The organism is Chloracidobacterium validum (genome assembly GCF_018304825.1).
In the GTDB taxonomy this organism is placed as follows: Bacteria; Acidobacteriota; Blastocatellia; order Chloracidobacteriales; family Chloracidobacteriaceae; genus Chloracidobacterium; species Chloracidobacterium validum.
The window spans coordinates 392,320-409,947 of sequence record NZ_CP072649.1; the positions used below are offsets into that span (position 1 = coordinate 392,320).

Sequence of the window (17,628 nt, forward strand, 5' to 3'; positions counted from 1 at the left end):
CTGCCTCGTCAGTGATGTCCGCCGCCGCCGGGCGGGAGGTGCGCGCCGAGCAAATAAAGCAGCGGGAAAAGGAAAATCCAGACCAAGTCAACGAAGTGCCAGTACAGACCGAACATTTCCACCGGATTGTAGTACTCTGGCGAGTACTTGCCCTGATAGGCCGTAATAAAAATCCAGACGAGCAAGCCTAACCCGACGATCATGTGGAGCGCGTGCAGGCCAGTCATGAAGAAGTACAAAAAGAAGAACATCTGCGCTCCGTTGGCGAGTTCGGGCGCCCCCGTCCACTGAAAGTTCAGGCCCGGCACATCGTGGTCGTGGTAGTGGTGCATGTACTCAAAGTATTTCACGACCAAAAACAGCGTGCCAAAGAAGCCAGTTGCGGCCAGGAAGCCAAGCAACCCGCCTCGCCGTCCCTTTTCAGCCGATGACACGGCAAAGACCATGGTGACGCTGCTGATGATCAGAAAGAGCGTGTTGAGACCACCCATTTTCCAGTCCATGCGGGCGCTGGCCACCATGAAGGCGTCTGGAAACTTGTGCCGATACACGGCATAGGCAGTAAACAACGCGCCAAACAGCAGGATTTCCGTGGCCAGAAAGAGCCACATGCCAATCGTGGCCGACTCTTTCTGCTGTTCAATGGTGTAAAAGTGATGGGCAACAGGGCTGTGTGCGTTAGACAACTTCGGCCTCCCTTCCGGTTCCGGTCGTGGTGGACGATGGCGGCGTAAGCCCGCCGGTCAACTTGCCGGTCTGCTTGGTTGGCTGTGCGGGACGGGTCGGGTAGTTGTAGGCCTCTTCCGTCACGATGGGCTGTTCGAGGAAGTTTTCTGGGGGCGGCGGCGAGGCCGTTTCCCACTCGAGCCCCTTCGCCCGCCAGGGGTTCGCGGCCACCTTCCCATAGCGCAGCGACCAGATGAGGTACACCAGCGGCAGCAGGTAGCCCACGCCCAGAATGGATGATCCGGCCGTGGACATCACGTTCAAGACCTGAAACTCCGGCGCATAGACGTGATAGCGGCGCGGCATCCCTAGGTAGCCAATGATGAATTGCGGAAAGAACGACAAATTGAATCCGACAAACACAATCAGCGCGCTCAACCGCCCCCACCATTCGGGATACATGCGTCCAAACATTTTGGGCCACCAGTAGTGCAGCCCGCCAAAGTAACCCATGACCGCGCCTCCCACCATAATGAGGTGGAAGTGGGCAATGACAAAGTAGGTGTCGTGCAGGTGACGGTCCAACCCCATCGAAGCCAAGAACAGTCCCGTCAGCCCCCCAATGGTGAACAGCCCGATGAAGCCCAGGGCATAGAGCATCGGCGTGTCATAGGAAACTGAGCCTTTGTAGAGCGTCGCCGTCCAGTTGAAGACTTTCACGGCCGAGGGAACCGCTACCAAGTAACTGAGAATCGAAAACAGCATGCCGGCGTAGATGGACATGCTGGAGACGTACATGTGGTGTCCCCATACGATGAAGCTGAAGATCGCAATGAGCAGGGACGAGATGGCGACAAACTTGTAACCAAACACACGTTTCCAGGTGAAGGCCGAAATCAGCTCACTCACCACCCCCAGGCTCGGCAAGATCATGATGTACACAGCCGGGTGTGAGTAAAACCAGAACATGTGCTGGAATAGAACCGGATCGCCACCCAGCGCCGGATCGAAAATGCCAACCCTGGCAAAGCGCTCGACGGCCAGGAGCACCATGGTGATACCGAGCACCGGCGTCGCCAGGACCTGGATGATGCTCGTCGCGTAGAGCGACCAGATAAACAATGGCAGCCGAAACCAAGTCAGCCCCGGCGCACGCATCTTGTGAATGGTGACGATGAAGTTCAGCCCCGTCAGAATCGAGGAAAACCCAGTAAAGAACACCCCAAGCGTCGCGGCAATGACGTGAGTGTTGGCAAAGGTCGTGCTGTAGGGCGTATAAAACGTCCAGCCCGTGTCAATCCCGCCAACGGCGACCACCCACAACGTGAACAGCGAGCCAATGACGAAAATGTACCAGCTCAGCAAGTTCAACTTGGGGAAGGCTACGTCCTTGGCCCCGATCATCAACGGAATCAGGAAGTTTCCAAGGGTCCCCGGGATCGAGGGCACGAGAAAGAAGAAAATGAGAATCACCCCGTGCAGCGTGAAGAACTTGTTGTACGTATCCGCCGTGAACATGTCCGCCTGTGGCGTGAGCAGTTCGAGTCGAATGAGCAGCGCGAAGAAGCCGCCGAGGAAAAACATCAGCGTGATGGAAATCATGTAAAGCAGACCAATCCGCTTGTGGTCGGTCGTAAAGAGCCACGATTTCCACCCGTAGTGAGAGTTCAGATAGTGAATACGCGGTAAGGAGACGTTTTCTTCGATCATGGCATCACTCGATAGAGGTCACAGCCTGCTGACTGGCGGAATCAGTTGGAGGTTGGACGAGCCGCATCTGGCGCAGGGCGCGTGGTTGGCGGTGGCGTCATGGGCGCGGCCGGCGCCGGGAGTGGCGGCGCTTGGCTTGGCTTGACGTTTCCGGTTGGCAAGGTCTGGTCAGGGTTCTGCCCAGCCGGCCGTGGCGCGGGCGCGGTGGGCGGTGCCACCGGCTCGAACTGCTCATACTTTCTGCCGAGATTCTTGATGTAGGCCACCAACTCGATGATTTGCTCTTCGGTCAGTTGCCCATCGTAACCCGGCATGATGTTGTCGTAACCGGCGGCAATCTTGACCCCCGGCTTGATGATGGATTCCCGAATGTAGTTTTCATCGGCGACAATGACCTCGCCGGTCGTGAGTTGGACGTTCCGTCCATAGAGACCGGGCAAGTAGGGTCCCCGGGCCTCGGCATCGCCAGTGTGGCAGCCATTGCAAGCCAGCTTGTTGAACAGCGCCTCGCCGCGCAGGGCCAACGAACCGGTTGCCGCGCCATTGAGCCAGGCCTGGTACTCATGTGGCTCGAGCGCCACGACGGAACCGATCATGTTGGCGTGCTCCGTGCCGCAGTACTGTGAGCAAAACATGTGGTACGTCCCCGGTTTGGTGGCTTCGAACCAGACTTCCGTGTAGCGCTTCGGAATCACGTCCATGTGAATCCGAAACGCCGGAACGAACATGCTGTGAATGACGTCTTCTGACACCATCACCAGCTTGACAGGTTTGCCAACTGGGATGTGCAGCGTGTTGATTTCGCGTTGTCCGTCAGGATGCTGGAACTTCCACATCCACTGCCGCCCGGTACAGGCGATCTCAAGCGCATCCTTGGGGGCTTTAGCGTCCTCAAAGTAAAGGAAGGCTCCCCAACCAAAAAACGACATGAAGAACAGCGAGGGAATGATAATCCAGGCCCATTCCAGGGCGACCGGGACGTGGGCTTCTTCAGCCAGTTGGTCGGGTGTCCGCCGGCGGTACTTGACGGCAAAGTAAAAAATCAGCAGGACGATGGCAATCGAGACGCCACCGCATACTGCCAGCATGAAGAAATACAGGGCATCCACGTTGGGCGCGTTGGTCGAAGCCTGTTCGGGGAACAACGGCAGGCGCAGGGCCCGTGCTGCCCAGTCGGAATACGTCGTGAGTAAGGTCAATGGCATCATGACGAAATACCTATCCAGCGTTGGCGGCCGCATTGGAAGAAGCTGCCAACGCCTGCCGTTCTTTGCGTTCTTGCCAGAGGAAGTAACCAATCAAGCTCCCCAGTAGCAGCACTGTCAGTACGGCAAAAATCTTGACGGCCGTCAAAATCATGGGGGTGTAGCGGCCGGTTACCGGGTCATAGTGAAAGCAATAGAGCAGGACTTGTTCGACCGGGCTGCCGATCTTGCCCTGCGATGACTGAATGAGCGCAAAGCGGAGGTCGTTTGGGCGATATTCAACACCGTAGAAGTAGTGTGAAAGTTGTCCCTGTGGCGTGGCCACCATGATGGCGCTGGCGTGGGCATACTGTTGCGTGGCTTCGTCCCAGGCGTAGCGGAAGCCGAGCGCTGCCGCGAGGCGCGAGACTTCTTCTTCCCGTCCGGTCAGGAAGTGCCAGCCACCTTCTGTTCCGGGTCGCCCATAACGCTTGAGGTAACTTTGCTTCTTGCCGGCGGCAAGTTCGGAAGTTTCACGCGGATCAATACTGACCAGCACAACTTCAAAATCTTGTCCAGGCGTGTAGTGAACTTCCCGCAAGCCTTTGATGATGCCGTTGATGATCTGGGTGCAGAGCATCGGGCAGGTGAAATACACCGGCGCAAGAATCACCGGCTTGTCGGTGAAATAGGTCTGGAGTGGTCGTTCGACGCCGGTCTCATCCCGCAGTTGAACATCGAGCGGAAGCTGCGCCCCTAGGTTTTGGGTGACCCCGATTTGCTTGAGCAGCTCCGGCGAGCCGGTCGGCGTGCGGTTCGGGGCTGGCATTTCGACCTGTTGACCGGCGCCATACTGAGCCAACCCAACACTGCTGCTCAACCACAAACTGAGGCCCAAACTGAAAACAAGTCGGGCGGTATCGAGGACGTATTTCATAGCTATTCTACCTACGCACATAAGACCGTGCTCTCAAGCCAGATACCCAGTGGGGCACCTAGTGCGCGCCCGGCGCGGACTGGTGTCCGCCTTGCGCCGGGGGGGTTGGAGCTGAACCCGCCATTGACGGCTTTTGTCCTCCATCCGGTGGCGCGGTCGCCGGACGCGGCAGCGGCCGCCCTGAGTTGGAATCGCCCGAATGCCGCAGGACTTCTTCTTTATCGAGAAGTGGCAGTCCGGTCCCGGCTGGGCGGTGGGTGCCTGTGGGGGCATTGAAAGCCTGGACGCGATTGCTGCTTGGCAGGAGTTTGCGTTCGAGGGTGAGCTTCATGGCGCGTTCGATCGGGATGCGCACGACGTTCTTTTCCTTCGAGACCCAGCCGTAACTATGCAGGTGCGCGTCTTCCTTGGCGCGCCACTCACGCATATCGGCTTCAGGTGATTCCTGGAGCGGCGGCTCATGGTCGTTGATGACCCGTGGCTCATCCTTGGCGCGCTCGGTTTTGGGTTGAACGACGCGGCTGCCGCGTTCATCCAGGTAACTGTAGAGAACGTTGATCACCACGGCGCAGCACAGGGTAAAAATCAGGACGGCAATCCCAACGCCAAACACGGCTTTGATGTTGGCGTCGCTTTGCTCAAAGCCTTCGCCGTTTGGCAGCTCATGGTGGTCAGATTTATCGGGCTTAGTGTCCGCCATGGGCAAACGCCTCCTTCAGGTTTGGGTCGTGGCGGGGGAGGAGCGGCCGTTGCTGCAAGTTGCGCAGGTAAAACCACACCCAAATGCCGCCAATCGCCAGCGGCGTCACGACATCCATCCAGGTAATGTTGAAGTGCGAAAGGTGTTCGGCGGCGTGCAGTCCGTGTCCGGCGTCATAGGTCGGCTTGATCCACCAGAACAAGTCCACCATTCGCATGAAGATAATGAATGCGCCAACGTAAATGAGTGGCTTACCGGGGTCTTTGACTTGGCGTTGCAGCAGCACCGCGAACGGCAGCATGAAGTGTCCGACCAGCAGACTGGCGGCAACATAACCCCAACCACCGTTAAGCCGGTTCAGATACCACGGCGTTTCTTCCGGCAGGTTGCCGGAATAGGTGATGAGAAACTGGGACAGCGAGGTGTAGGTCCACAGCATGGTGAACGCCAGCATCAAGTTGCCAAAGTCGCGGAAGTGCTTGGAGCGAATGAGGCCCTTGAACGGAGCGGCATCCGACATCAGCGCCACGCAGGCGACGGTGAAGCAGATGGCCGACAGCAGGTTGCCCACCATGTTGATGAGCGGGTACATCGAGGAGAACCAGTACGGCTCCAGCGACATCAGCCAGTCAATGTTGGAAAACGTCATGGTGATGGCCATGACGAGCAGCCCCGGACCGCTCAGGTTGCGGAGCTTCTGGGCCAGCTTCTTGTCGCCGCTTTGATCCTGCTGGAGCGACCACCGATTGAGAAAGTGTGCCCACACCAACCAGACCGTGAAATAAAACACGAGTCGCCCCAGGAAGAAGGGCACATTGAGGTAGGTTTCTTTCTGGTGCAAATGGTGGTCGGCATGAACCCGCGCCGTGTCCGTCCAGATGTACAGCTTGTTGAGCAGGACGCCAGCCAAAATGGGCAGGAAGAAAATGGCCATCAGCCAGATGTTGCGGGTCGCGGCTTCCATCGCGCGTCGTCCCAGAATGCCCCAGCCGCCGCCGGTCAGGTACTGGATCATCAGCAAGACCATGGCGCCCAGCGTCACGCCATTCCAGAACGTAAAGGCAAACAGATAGGCATGCAGGAACTGCCGAAAGTCAAGAACGGCAGCGACGATGGCCAGGATTGCGCCAATCCCGCCGATGACCAGCGCCGGCGTCTGAAACTGCTTGACAACCGACGGCACGGGGGCGTCCCACTGCACTTGTGTCGCGTCGTAGCTCATCAGTGCGCTCCTCCCGAATGTGGGGCCGAAGGTGAAGCGGCTGGTTTTGCCGCCGCGGGGGGCGGGGCATCAAGCGCCGACCGATGCTCGGTGGGCACGTCCTCCAGTGTGGCGTTTTGGCTCAACTGGAGCGCCCGCACATAGGCCACAATCGCCCAGCGGTCAGACACCGGAATCTGGTGCGCGTGACCCGGCATCGCACCGTACCCATTCGTGATGACGGCGAAGTAATAGCCCACGGATTTATTGCGGGTTTCTGGGTCGTGAAACGATGGCGGCGGGGAAAACCCACGCTGCACGATCATGCCGTTGCCATACCCAGAAAACCCGTGGCACATCGTGCAGTAAATCGTGAACCGTTCCTGCCCCCGCTTCATGACTTCCTCGGTGACAGGGAAGGGAAATTCGGTCACGTAATCACCGTTTTCCTTGCGTCCAAGAAAAACTTCTGGATCGTCGCGGAGAAAACCACGCGCCACCGTGCCGGCCACCAGCGGACGGGCCGAGGAGCGGTCATTGAAGGTTTCACTGCGCTCAAGTGGATCGTAGCGCGGCTGGTAGCTCATTTTCTGCTTACAGCCGGTGCTGCCGGCCAGAAGCGCCGCCACGACGCCAGCCCACACAAGCGGCTTCAAGCGGGCCGAACCCCTACTCATTCTCAACATCATGAATCTCCATTGGCCCGAGGCCTTCGAGAAACTTATGAACCGCCTCAAGCTCAAACTTGGGGTCATCTGACTCGATACAGAGAAAAAAGCGACTCTGGGTGGCCTGCGAAAAACTCGGCACGCTGAACAGCGGATGGTGTGGCCGCGGGAGTCCATTCAGGGCCAGCATGGCCAGCACGCCCGTAAAGGCCGCAAAGGCCACCGTGCACTCGAACGTAATCGGAATGAACATCGGCCAGGCGTAAAGCGGCCGCCCGGCAATGTTCATCGGATAGTGAACCAAGTTGGCATAGACCTGCATTCCGAACCCAACGCAGGCCCCCGTCAGTCCCGCAAAGAACACGATGCGCGAAATGGGGTTTTTGTGGTCGTGCATGGCGTCGGCGAGTTCTTCGATGGGAAAGGGCGAATAGGCGTCATACTTGCGATAGCCCGCGTCATGGGTTGCCCGTGCCGCCGCGACCAGTGCTGCCGGCGACGGAAACTCGGCTAATACCCCGTAGTAGCGAGGTCGGGTACTTGGCTTCATGGTTTCGCCGCTCCTTTCTCCGGAGCGCCGCTCGCGCCCGGTAGCAGCATTTGCATTTCAGACATCGAAATCACCGGCAAGAGTCGAATGAACAGGAACAAAAGCGTCAGGAAGAAGCCCATCGTGCCGATGTACAGGGTCCAGTCCCAGAACGTCCCGGCGTAGGTCCCCCAGCTCGACGGTAGGAACGTGCGGTGCAAGCTGACGACGATGATGACGTAGCGCTCCAGCCACATGCCGACGCTGACGAACATGGAAATCGTGAACAGCCACCAACTGTTGCGCCGAATGCGTTTCGACCAAAGGAATTGCGGCGCGATGATGTTGCACACAATGAGTGCCACGTAGAGCGCCCAGTAGGGACCGAGAACGCGGTTGTGCACCATGAACTGCTCGTACTCGTTGGCGCTATACCAGCCGTAGAACAGCTCCATGATGTAGGCGTACCCGACCATGTTCCCCGTCACGAGGGTAATGAGGCCCATGTTTTCGAGGTGCTTGTCGGTGATGAAGTCTTCCAGTCCGTAAACCCACCGCACGGGAATGGCCAGCGTGAGCACCATGGCGAACCCGGCATAGATGGCCCCGGCGACGAAGTACGGTGGGAAAAACGTGGCGTGCCAGCCCGGAATGATGGACACCGCGAAGTCAAAACTGACGATGGTGTGCACAGAAAGCACGAGCGGCGTCGAAAGACCAGCCAGCAACAGGTAAATGGACTCATACCGGTGCCAGTGCCGCGCTGAACCGCGCCATCCCAGCGAGAAAAACCCATAGACTGTTTTGGTGAACCAACCCCGGGCCCGGTCGCGCAGGGTCGCCAAGTCGGGGATCAACCCGACGTACCAGAACACCAACGACACACTGGCGTAGGTCGAGACCGCGAACACGTCCCATTCGAGTGGACTGCGGAACTGGGGGAAATACATCCCCATCGTGTTTGGATAGGGAAACAGGAAGTAGGCATACCACGGACGCCCCAGGTGCAGCACTGGAAACAGGCCGGCGCAGGCCACGGCGAAGAGCGTCATCGCTTCGGCAAACCGGTTGATCGAGGTCCGCCACTTCTGGTGGAGCAGCAGTAGGATGGCCGAGATGAGCGTCCCGGCGTGACCGATGCCAATCCACCAGACGAAGTTGATGATGTCGAAGCCCCAGCCGACCCGGTTGTTGATGCCCCAGACCCCGACGCCCTTGTAAAGCAAGTAGCTAATCGAGCCGAGCATCATCATGAAAATCATGAAGGCGATGCCAAAGCCGACCAACCAGCCAAAGGTCGTTCCACGAAACAGAACAATGGCGCTGATTTTTTCATTGATGCTGGCGTAGGTGTGCCCAGGGCCAATCACGGGCAACCGGCTGGTCGGCGACTGCGATGGTTCAAATGCGTTCGACTCAGGCATAGTCAAGCTCGCTCCTGTCGTTCATCAGTGGCCTGGCGCATGTTCCCCACCTGGGGCCGCAGGCGTGCTGTCGCCATGTGGTTTCGTATCGTGTCCACCGTGTCCGCTCCCGTGACCGGCCGATTTCTTCCGCGCCGGCGCTAAATCGGGATGGACGTTGCGCACTTTGGCCAAGTAAGACGTGCGCGGGCGAACGTTGAGTTCAGCCAGCAACCCGTAGTTGGTTGGTTCTTTGCGCAACTGGGCAATCTGGCTGGTCGGGTCGTTGATGTCGCCAAAGATGATGGCCTGGGTCGGACACACTGCCTGGCAAGCCGTAATCACCTCGCCGTCGCGAATGCGCCGGTCTTCCTTTTCGGCTTCGATGCGCGCCGCGTTGATGCGCTGAATGCAGTAGGTGCACTTTTCCATGACACCACGGGTCCGCACGGTCACGTCTGGATTGCGTCCCAGCTTCAGCACCGGCGTGTCGTAGTCGGAGTAGTGAAGGAAGTTGAACCGCCGCACTTTGTAAGGACAGTTGTTGGCGCAGTACTTCGTCCCAACGCACCGGTTGTAGGTCATTTCGTTGATGCCTTCGGGGCTGTGCGTTGTCGCGGCCACCGGACACACCAACTCACAGGGCGCCATCTCGCAGTGCTGGCACATCACCGGCTGCAAGTGCAGCGCGAGGTTGGGATCGGTGGGGTCGCCGGCGTAGTACTGGTCAATCCGAATCCAGTGCATTTCACGCTCGCGCAGCACTTCGGCCTTGCCGACGATGGGGATGTTGTTTTCCGCCGTGCAGGCAACCACGCAGGCCTGGCAGCCAGTGCACACATTCATGTCCACGACCATGCCCCAGGCGTAACCTTGGCTGTAGTCGTCCGGCGGCTCGAACAAGGTCAGCTTGCGGGCCTTCGGGTCATCGAACTCAGTGCGCGCAAACTGCGGGTCGGACAGGTATTCCGCCAGCGTGGCTTCCCGGACGAGCTGCCGCCGCTCGAACGCGCCGGCCGCTTCGATTTCCCAGTGCATCTGGGTGCAGGCCAACCGCGCCGTTTCAGTGGTCTTGGTGACGGTGGCTCCGCTGGCCATCCAAAGCGTGTCGGCGGCCCGGAGCAGGTTGGCGTTGAAGCCAGCGCCGTTGCCGACGCTGCCGGCGCGTTCACGTCCATAGCCTAGGTGAAGCGTCACCGTGTCGTCCGGGTGCCCGGGAATGATGAGCGCCGCGCCGCGCACCTTGCGCCCACCAATGGCGACTTCAACGACTGCGTAAGGGTCAGTGTCATGCGTGCGAACCACACCGAGCTGCGCACCCGTGCGCGGTGACATAATCACCGCGTTGTCCCAGGTCAGCTTCGTCCGTGGCTTGGGCGTTTCCTGAAGCCAACCGTTGTTGGCAAAACGACCATCGTAAATTGTCGGGTCGGGTCGGAACACGACTTCAAGGCCGCTGCCGGTGGGCGCTGGCAGGGTCGCCAGCGCCTGGGCGACATTGCTGGTGAGCGTGACCTCGACCGGTTTGAATGCCGAATCGGCGAGATGTCCATCGTGGAGGGTGCGCCGCCAGGTCTTGTCAAAATCGGTTTGTAACCCGACAGCGTTGCGTCCCACACGGACCGCACCGCTGACATTCGGCTCGAAAGACCGCCCGGACTTCAGTTGGGCCAAATTTCGCTGCCAGAAGTCGCGGACGATTTCATCACTGTTTTGGTTGAACTCGTCCAGAAAGGCCGCCAGGAGTTCGAGCGGCGATTTGGTTTCCTTGTAAAGCGGTGCGATGAGCGGCTGCTGAACGGAAACCGTGCCGTCGTGGGCGCGCGCGTCACCCCAGGTCTCAAGGAAGTGCGACGCAGGAATGTGCCAGTGGCAGCGCGCTGAAGTCTCATCGAAATACAGGCTGAGATGAGCTGAAAACTTGACTTTCTGAAGTCCGCCGGCAAAGTCAACGTCGGCGGCCGCGGTGTACGCTGGATTGCCGTCGAGGATGATCAGTGTGTCCACCGCTCCGGCATGCATCTCGGCCGTGAGTTGGCGAAACTCGGCTTCCTGGTCGGTTGGTCTGGCTTCCGGCGAATCCGTGTACTCCAGCGTCTTGCCGACGTTGCCGAGCTTGGCATTGATGGCATGGGCCAGGCAGTGAAGTGCGGCCGGCTGGTAATCGCCAACGAGGAACAGGCTCTTTCCGGCGTGTTCCTGAAGGTCTTTGACCAGTGTCGCCACAAACTTGGCATGGGCCGCGGGCGCCTCTGCCGGCCGTCCGGTTTCAATCCCAAGCCCGACGGCCACGGCGTTGGCGATGGCAATCAGTTCACTCGGCCGCACCGCGATGCGGTGGTCGGCAACGGTGCCGGAGGCTGTCGGCGTGCATTCGACCATGTACAGCCGCGCCATCTGCTTCGTTGCGGCTTGCCCAAGGCGGGCGCGACGACGGCGGCTGAAATCGTGGGCGTGGCGAACGTTGCCCGGCCCGGCGGCGAGAAAATCCGCGTCAAAGGCCGCCACGACATCGGCGGCTTCAAACCGATACTGGGTGGCCACGGCGCGCCCAAAGGCCAGTTTGGCACCGGCGCGGGCGTGGTCACGACCGCATGGTTCGTACTGTATCCACTTGGCCTTTGGAAAGGCGGCCAGAATGCGCTGAAGTTGCGCGCCCAACGTCGGCGATGTAACGGTTTCCGTCAATATCCGCAGCCCGGCGCCCTGATTGGCGCGGTGCTGGTCAAGCGTCTTGCGCAAGTCGCGCAGAAATGTGTCATAGGGGCGAGCGTCGCCATAGTAGCGCGTCGTTTGCGAGCGTTCGGGGTCGTAGAGCGTCAGAATGGCAGCCTGGGCAAAGAGGTCAGTCGCTCCCAAACTGGCCGGGTGATCGGGGTTGCCCTCGATTTTGGTGGGCCGCCCCATGTGGCTTTCAACCAGAACCCCAGTCGTCATGCCGCTCATGCTAAAGCTCGAAGCGTAGAACAGCGGCTTGCCGGGCACGATTTCCTCCGGCGCTTTGACATACGGCACAATCTTGCCGTCGTCTGGGTAAGCGCTGCAGGCCGTCAATCCGGCCAGACCGAATGACGCTCCCATGATTTTGAGGAAGTGTCGCCGGTCGAGCGCATCGCCGAGCAGGGATGCTTGGCGCGGGAAAGTTTCTGCCAGCGCGGCCTGCGCGGCTGGGTCGGCGAGCAGGCGCTCGATGCCGCGCCAGTGCGCTGGCTCTGGAACGTCGGCGGCCGGTGGCATGGGGACGGATGAACGTGTCGAATGGTCGGTCATGGCGTCGCGCTTTAGTGGTGACAAGTCGAGCAACTCGTGAGTTTGCGAGCTGGTTCGATGTTGTATTCCCGGACGAGACGCGCACCCAGACTGGCTTGCGTTTCGCCTATATCTTCTGGCTTCCACGTCATGTTGAAGACCTGATCGCGCGGGCGGATGTGTTGCGCCGGGTTGCGGTGGCAGCTCAGGCACCACTCCATCGTGTGCGGCTGGTCTTTGTAGATGAGCTGCATCTGATCCACTCGCCCGTGGCACGACACGCACCCAATGCCCTTTTGCACGTGAACGCCGTGATTGAAATAGACGTAGTCGCCAAGGTTGTGAACGCGATTCCACTCCAGTGCCTGCCCGGACTTCCAACTGGCGCGCACCGGTTCGAGCATCGGCGCGCCGAACCAAATTTGCTGGTGACAGTTCATGCAGGTCGAAATCGGAGGCACGTTGGCGAATGCGGAATGCTCAACCGAGGTGTGGCAGTAACGGCATTCGATGCCAAGCCCGGCCACATGGTGCTGATGGCTGAACTGCACGGGCTGGGGCAGGGCGATACCGACATTGGTCACATTCGATGAGCGGTTGATTTCAAGGAGCAGCCACGCACCGAACCCGATGATGAACACGGCGCCGAAGATCGAAACCTTCGCAATGGTGTTCATACTGCGGTGGAAATGTTGAGCCATATCAAACCCCTCTATCGCGCGCTGCCACGCTCCCTGGTCGTCGCCAAAACCTTCCCCATCCACCGAACCGGAGACAGGCGCGATGGGTGGTCATGGGGCACGGCTTTCCGATCTGGGGCGTGGTCACTTCGGTCAGGGTGGCAATCGAGTCGTCTGCTCCCGCTATCGCACTGCGCGATGGCAATTCGGGGGGAATCACAAACGGGGCGGACGCTCGAAACGTCATTCACATAAGATAAACGTACTGTTTCGCACGCTCAGCGGTTACAGCAGGATGGCGGGGAGTTCGCTCAGGCTACCGACGAAGCATTGACTTCGTGCGCTGTCATACGAAGTGTCGCTAATCTAGCGTGTTCTTTCGAACATTCCAAGCCCTTTTTGTACGTTTTCTCCCAAAATGACCCGCCCACCGGGCCGGCGGGTCAGTCGCCATTGCCCCGGCGCGTTCTGCGTCGAGAGCTAACTTCCCGTCGAACTAACGCTTACGGTCAGCCCGGAACCGCTCCAGGATTCGCCCGTAGTAGGCTTCGTAACGGGAAATGATGTCATTGGCATTGAAGGTTTCCACCGCAACCCGCCGGCAGGCGCGGCGCATGTGGGCGCGCAGGGCATCGTCGGTCAGGATGCGCTGGGCGTGGTCAGCCATGGCTTGGATGTCGCCGACCTCAGCCAAAAAACCGGTTTCGCCTGGCGTGACGAGTTCGGGCAGTCCGCCGGTACAACTGGCAATCACCGGAACTTCACATGCCATGGCTTCAAGCGCGGCCAGTCCAAAGGATTCCGACTCGCTGGGCAGCAGCAGGGCGTCGGCAATCGAAAGGTAAGCTGGAATATCCGGTTGCTTGCCGACGAAATGAACGCGGTTGGCAACGCCCTTCTGCCGCGCCAGCCACTGCGCTTGAGCGCGCTCTGGGCCGTCGCCCACCATGACCAAGTGTGCCGGGAGTTGGCGACTGAGTCGTGCCAGGATGCGAATGCAGTCCGTTGTGCGTTTGACAGCGCGGAAGTTAGACACGTGAACGAGCAGGGGTTCTTCAGGCTTGGCGAAGGTAGCGCGAAGGGCCGGGTTCTCAACCCGCCGGTACGTCTGGCTGTTGATGAAGTTGGGAATGACCTCGATCGGTGTGTCTGCGCAAATATCAAACTCGCGGCAGGTTTCGGCGCGCAGGTACTCCGAGACCGACGTCACCCCGTCGCTTTGTCGGATGGCAAACCGCGTGATGGGCAAGTAAGACCGATCCGTGCCAACCAGGGTGATGTCCGTGCCATGTAGGGTGGTGATGAACGGCACGGGGCGGCTGTCCTTGAGCATTTCCCGCGCCAGAAAAGCACTGACCGAATGGGGAATCGCGTAATGGACGTGCAGCAGGTCCAGCTCGTATTCCAGCGCCACCTCGGCCATGCGCACCGCCAGCGCCAAGGCATAGGGGGCGGTGTCAAACAGCGCGTAGTTGGTAGCCTCGACTTCGTGAAAGCGCATGAGGTCGGGCATGCGGGTGAGGCGCAGCGGCAGTGTCGCGCAGATAAAGTGGACTTCGTGGCCCCGTGCGGCAAGTTCCAGTCCAAGTTCAGACGCAACGACACCACTTCCGCCATAGGACGAATAACAGGTAATGCCAATCTTCAAAGCGACTGTTCCTCCGCAGAGACGCCGAGGGGCTACTGGGCACGGCGCAGGCGGGCGGCAAAAAAGCCATCCGTGTTGTCCTGGTCGGGCCAGAGCCGCAGAAAGCCTTCACCGGTCAAGGCGCTACCGGCGTCGGATGGGGGGGCGACTTCAAAGTGCCGGTGGTGTTTGAGAAAGGTTCGCAAGACTTCTTCACCTTCACGAGCTTCGAGCGAGCACACGGCGTAGAGGAGTGTGCCACCTGGTTTGACAACCTGAGCGGCGTTCCAGAGCAGCTTGGTTTGAAGCCCCGCAAATTCAGCGAGCTTGCGCAAGGTGAGCCGCCACTTGATTTCTGGATGCCGGCGAAGCGTGCCGGTGCCAGAGCAGGGCGCGTCGAGTAGCACCGCATCAAAAGAATCAGGGAACAGCGAAAACGGCAGTTTTTTGCGGGAGCGACGGTGGTCGGCTGTTGAAATCAGTTGGCTTGACGTGGCATCGGCGACATAGCACCGGGCGATTTTGACACCCAGCCGGGCCAGGTTTTGCTCCATGGCGGCTACTCGGTGGGGGTGTACGTCAAGCGCCGTAATCCCGCCTTGGTTCTGCATGAGGGCGGCGAGTTGGGCGGTTTTACCACCCGGCGCGGCGCACATGTCGAGCACCCGTTGCCCCGGTTGGACGCCGAGCCAGCGGGTGACGTGTTGTGAGCCGGCATCCTGGACATACACCGTCCCATTGGTAATGAAAGGACCGAGTGCGGCTAGGTTCCCGCCAGTCACTTCGTAGCTGGTGGCCAGGCCGGCGACCGGCTGGAGGGTGAGTCCGGCGGCTTCGAGTGCCATCCGCGTTGCCGTGGGCGACTCCCGAAGCGGATTGAGCCAGATGAAGGTTGGCGGCGGCGCGTTGTTGGCCAGTGCAATGCAGGTGGCGCGCGTCTCGCCTAGCGCCCGTGCCCAGTGATGAAGCAGCCAGGCTGGGTGGGATAGTTCCGTCTCCCGGTCGGCGATGGTGGCGGCTTCGGCCCGCGGGGGCAGTGACGGTGTGACCGATTTGCGGCGTACCCGTTTGGACGGCACCGGCGGTGGCGTCGGTTTTTTGAGAATACGCCGGACAGGTGCCAGTTTCTCCTCGTTGACGCCACGTTGCCGCAGGATTTCGCGCAAGATGGCATTGACGAATCCGGCAGCATGCGTTGTTTCTGATGACTGCTTGACGAGCTCGACCGCGTCATGGACGACCGCAAAAGGTGGTGTCCGGGTCAGAAATGTAACTTGATACAACCCCATGCGGAGTGAGGTGCGCACGGCCGGATCCAAACTGGCAAGGTCGCGGCCCGTGTGTTCGCTGATTTGGGCATCCAGCTTGGCGCGCCACCGGAGTACGCCCATTACAATCTCGGTGGCAAGGCGGCGGTCGGCATCCCGCTGGTCTGGGGCGCTGGATGGTGGCAGGCGGGCAAATGCTGCATCGAGGGCTTCGTTTGACCAGGCATCGTCAGTTTCAACACGCAGTAGGGCCATAAATGCCGCGCGCCGGGCCTGGCTGACTTCCCGCCGTGGCTCGCCCATTGCGGTGGTAGCCGGCTGCCGTGTGTCAGCTACTTCTGGCGTGGGAACCCGAACACTCATGTGCATCCTTGCGATCTCGAAAAAAACCTTACTTACCACCTGCGGCGGCCACCGGACGGCGTAGTTTGTGGCTTTCAGGTTTCGTCTTGCTCACGGTTGGTGGGTGGCAGCTATCACAACTCCCAACATTGAAAACTGGAATGAATCCGTGCTGCGCGGGCGCGAAACCAGGCAATGGTGATAGGCGTTGGGTACGTTCCTTGGTGTCTTTTTCATTCACCTTTTCAATGCGCTCAAAACCGTGGCAGCCAGCGCAGGCCAGGTTGGTTGGGTAGGTTGGGTTACGGCGAAAGGTCGTCTGCACTAGCCAGTCCCACTCGAGTTTTTCTTTCTCAAACTCTTCTTTGCTCTTCTTGCCGCGCTTTGGACGCGCATCGCGGAGCTCTTTGGTGAGCGTCAGCAGGTTGCCGTGGCAGCTCTTGCAGGAAAGCGCCGTCTGTTTGCTCGCGGCGTCTGGGTGCGTCATGGCGGTCAGGGGCGCAACCTTGCCCAATCCGTTGAGAAACTCGATGGTCTCGAATGGCTTGCCGGGATTCCACTGGCGATTGAAGACGGCATGGTGGGTTCCGTGCTGAAACTCGGAAGTCATGGCCGTGTAGCGCGGCGCACGCAGGAGACGGCGGTCAGGGTTGCGCTCCATTGGGTGACAGCCGGCGCAATCCGTGGCGTAGGGGGGCGCCGCATCGCGCCCGGTCAGTTCCTTGGCGTTCTCGATGTGGCACGCAAAGCATTCCCGATGCTCAGGGCGTGAAACATAGACGTTGTGAATCGGGTTTTCACCGTTGCCCACCAGCGTCGGCCGGGCTTGCACTTGATGGCAGCTTTCACAGCTTTCCTTGGCATGAGCTGAGATGGCGTGTGAATACAGTGCACCAAACTGCGTCAGCCGGGCCGGATTTGGAAAGGGATGAATGTCTTTTGCCGTTTGCCCAATGGGCGCCCCATTGTGACAAACGGCGCACATGGTCTGGAGCTTGGCCATGCGCGCCCGATTGCCGGGCGTCACCATGAAGCTGTGGCAGGCCGTGCAGGCTGAGTGTTTGACCGGTGCTGTCCGTCCGGCAAATTGCTTGAGGTAGTCAGGCGTCTCGAAGGGATACTTCCCAAACCCCTCCCGGCGCACTTCTTCCGGGCTGACCAAGTGGCAGTAGTTACAGTCGAGCTTGATGGTGGATTTGCCCCCATTGAAGCGAACCAGCTCTTTGTCCACGATGGCAACCTCGCCGGTTGGATGCTGGGCATGAAGGAAAGCCCCCTCCGGGAGGCGGTCTTCCGGCGTTGGCAAATAAATCGGCCCAGACGCCGGAGCTTCAGACTCCGCTGGTGGCTTGGGTGGAGTTTGCTGCGCCAAGCCAAACCAGCCGCCGCCAATGAACGCCAGTGCCAGTAGGGCCATTTTGAGTCGTGTCGTCGTCACCACAGATGCCACACCTCGTCTGGGTT

General features: G+C 59.8%; 14 protein-coding genes. All 14 read right to left on the minus strand.

What is annotated here, in order from left to right; all coding sequences use genetic code 11:
• Positions 1-8: 8 nt before the first annotated feature.
• Complete coding sequence (locus tag J8C06_RS12775) at positions 9-686, minus strand: cytochrome c oxidase subunit 3 family protein (protein WP_246602166.1); 678 nt, start codon at positions 684-686, stop codon at positions 9-11.
• Positions 679-2,376 (minus strand): cytochrome c oxidase subunit I, encoded by a 1,698-nt coding sequence (locus J8C06_RS12780; protein WP_211430534.1) that lies wholly within the window; start codon positions 2,374-2,376, stop codon positions 679-681. The genes J8C06_RS12775 and J8C06_RS12780 overlap by 8 nt, the downstream gene beginning before the upstream one ends.
• Positions 2,377-2,417: 41 nt before the next feature.
• Positions 2,418-3,584, minus strand: coding sequence for a cytochrome c oxidase subunit II (gene coxB, locus J8C06_RS12785; protein WP_246602169.1), 1,167 nt, complete (start codon positions 3,582-3,584; stop codon positions 2,418-2,420).
• Between the two features lie 10 nt (positions 3,585-3,594).
• A complete protein-coding gene (locus tag J8C06_RS12790) occupies positions 3,595-4,497 on the minus strand; it encodes an SCO family protein (RefSeq protein WP_211430535.1) in 903 nt (300 codons plus the stop codon).
• Between the two features lie 58 nt (positions 4,498-4,555).
• Positions 4,556-5,197 (minus strand): hypothetical protein, encoded by a 642-nt coding sequence (locus J8C06_RS12795; RefSeq protein WP_211430536.1) that lies wholly within the window; start codon positions 5,195-5,197, stop codon positions 4,556-4,558.
• The gene (locus J8C06_RS12800; protein ID WP_211430537.1) at positions 5,184-6,419 is read right to left on the minus strand and encodes a hypothetical protein; all 1,236 of its coding nucleotides are present in this window, start codon (positions 6,417-6,419) and stop codon (positions 5,184-5,186) included. The genes J8C06_RS12795 and J8C06_RS12800 overlap by 14 nt, the downstream gene beginning before the upstream one ends.
• Positions 6,419-7,075 carry a c-type cytochrome gene (locus J8C06_RS12805; RefSeq protein WP_246602171.1) on the minus strand — a complete coding sequence of 219 codons (657 nt, stop codon included), beginning with the start codon at positions 7,073-7,075 and terminating at the stop codon, positions 6,419-6,421. The genes J8C06_RS12800 and J8C06_RS12805 overlap by 1 nt, the downstream gene beginning before the upstream one ends.
• A complete protein-coding gene (locus J8C06_RS12810) occupies positions 7,068-7,616 on the minus strand; it encodes a DUF3341 domain-containing protein (protein ID WP_211430538.1) in 549 nt (182 codons plus the stop codon). Before J8C06_RS12810 ends, J8C06_RS12805 begins: the two co-directional genes overlap by 8 nt.
• Complete coding sequence (gene nrfD, locus J8C06_RS12815; protein WP_211430539.1) at positions 7,613-9,019, minus strand: NrfD/PsrC family molybdoenzyme membrane anchor subunit; 1,407 nt, start codon at positions 9,017-9,019, stop codon at positions 7,613-7,615. Before nrfD ends, J8C06_RS12810 begins: the two co-directional genes overlap by 4 nt.
• A gap of 24 nt (positions 9,020-9,043) precedes the next feature.
• Positions 9,044-12,268 carry a TAT-variant-translocated molybdopterin oxidoreductase gene (locus J8C06_RS12820; RefSeq protein ID WP_211430540.1) on the minus strand — a complete coding sequence of 1,075 codons (3,225 nt, stop codon included), beginning with the start codon at positions 12,266-12,268 and terminating at the stop codon, positions 9,044-9,046.
• Between the two features lie 11 nt (positions 12,269-12,279).
• Complete coding sequence (locus J8C06_RS12825) at positions 12,280-12,924, minus strand: cytochrome c3 family protein (protein WP_455423733.1); 645 nt, start codon at positions 12,922-12,924, stop codon at positions 12,280-12,282.
• 499 nt (positions 12,925-13,423) lie between these two features.
• Entirely contained in the window at positions 13,424-14,575 is a 1,152-nt protein-coding gene (gene bshA, locus J8C06_RS12830; RefSeq protein ID WP_211430542.1) for an N-acetyl-alpha-D-glucosaminyl L-malate synthase BshA, read from the minus strand.
• 32 nt (positions 14,576-14,607) lie between these two features.
• On the minus strand, positions 14,608-16,185 hold the full coding sequence (locus J8C06_RS12835) for a transcription antitermination factor NusB (protein ID WP_211430543.1): 1,578 nt from the start codon (positions 16,183-16,185) through the stop codon (positions 14,608-14,610).
• 28 nt (positions 16,186-16,213) lie between these two features.
• The gene (locus J8C06_RS12840; RefSeq protein WP_211430544.1) at positions 16,214-17,605 is read right to left on the minus strand and encodes a hypothetical protein; all 1,392 of its coding nucleotides are present in this window, start codon (positions 17,603-17,605) and stop codon (positions 16,214-16,216) included.
• Positions 17,606-17,628: the final 23 nt, after the last annotated feature.

Bases quoted from the DNA above. Each gene is read 5' to 3' on its own strand.
- J8C06_RS12805 (WP_246602171.1), bottom strand. From the start codon at position 7,075: ATGAGTAGGGGTTCGGCCCGCTTGAAGCCGCTTGTGTGGGCTGGCGTC.
- coxB (WP_246602169.1), bottom strand. From the start codon at position 3,584: ATGATGCCATTGACCTTACTCACGACGTATTCCGACTGGGCAGCACGG.
- nrfD (WP_211430539.1), bottom strand. From the start codon at position 9,019: ATGCCTGAGTCGAACGCATTTGAACCATCGCAGTCGCCGACCAGCCGG.
- J8C06_RS12795 (WP_211430536.1), bottom strand. From the start codon at position 5,197: ATGGCGGACACTAAGCCCGATAAATCTGACCACCATGAGCTGCCAAAC.
- J8C06_RS12835 (WP_211430543.1), bottom strand. From the start codon at position 16,185: ATGAGTGTTCGGGTTCCCACGCCAGAAGTAGCTGACACACGGCAGCCG.
- J8C06_RS12825 (WP_455423733.1), bottom strand. From the start codon at position 12,924: ATGAACACCATTGCGAAGGTTTCGATCTTCGGCGCCGTGTTCATCATC.
- J8C06_RS12790 (WP_211430535.1), bottom strand. From the start codon at position 4,497: ATGAAATACGTCCTCGATACCGCCCGACTTGTTTTCAGTTTGGGCCTC.
- J8C06_RS12800 (WP_211430537.1), bottom strand. From the start codon at position 6,419: ATGAGCTACGACGCGACACAAGTGCAGTGGGACGCCCCCGTGCCGTCG.
- J8C06_RS12780 (WP_211430534.1), bottom strand. From the start codon at position 2,376: ATGATCGAAGAAAACGTCTCCTTACCGCGTATTCACTATCTGAACTCT.
- J8C06_RS12820 (WP_211430540.1), bottom strand. From the start codon at position 12,268: ATGACCGACCATTCGACACGTTCATCCGTCCCCATGCCACCGGCCGCC.
- J8C06_RS12810 (WP_211430538.1), bottom strand. From the start codon at position 7,616: ATGAAGCCAAGTACCCGACCTCGCTACTACGGGGTATTAGCCGAGTTT.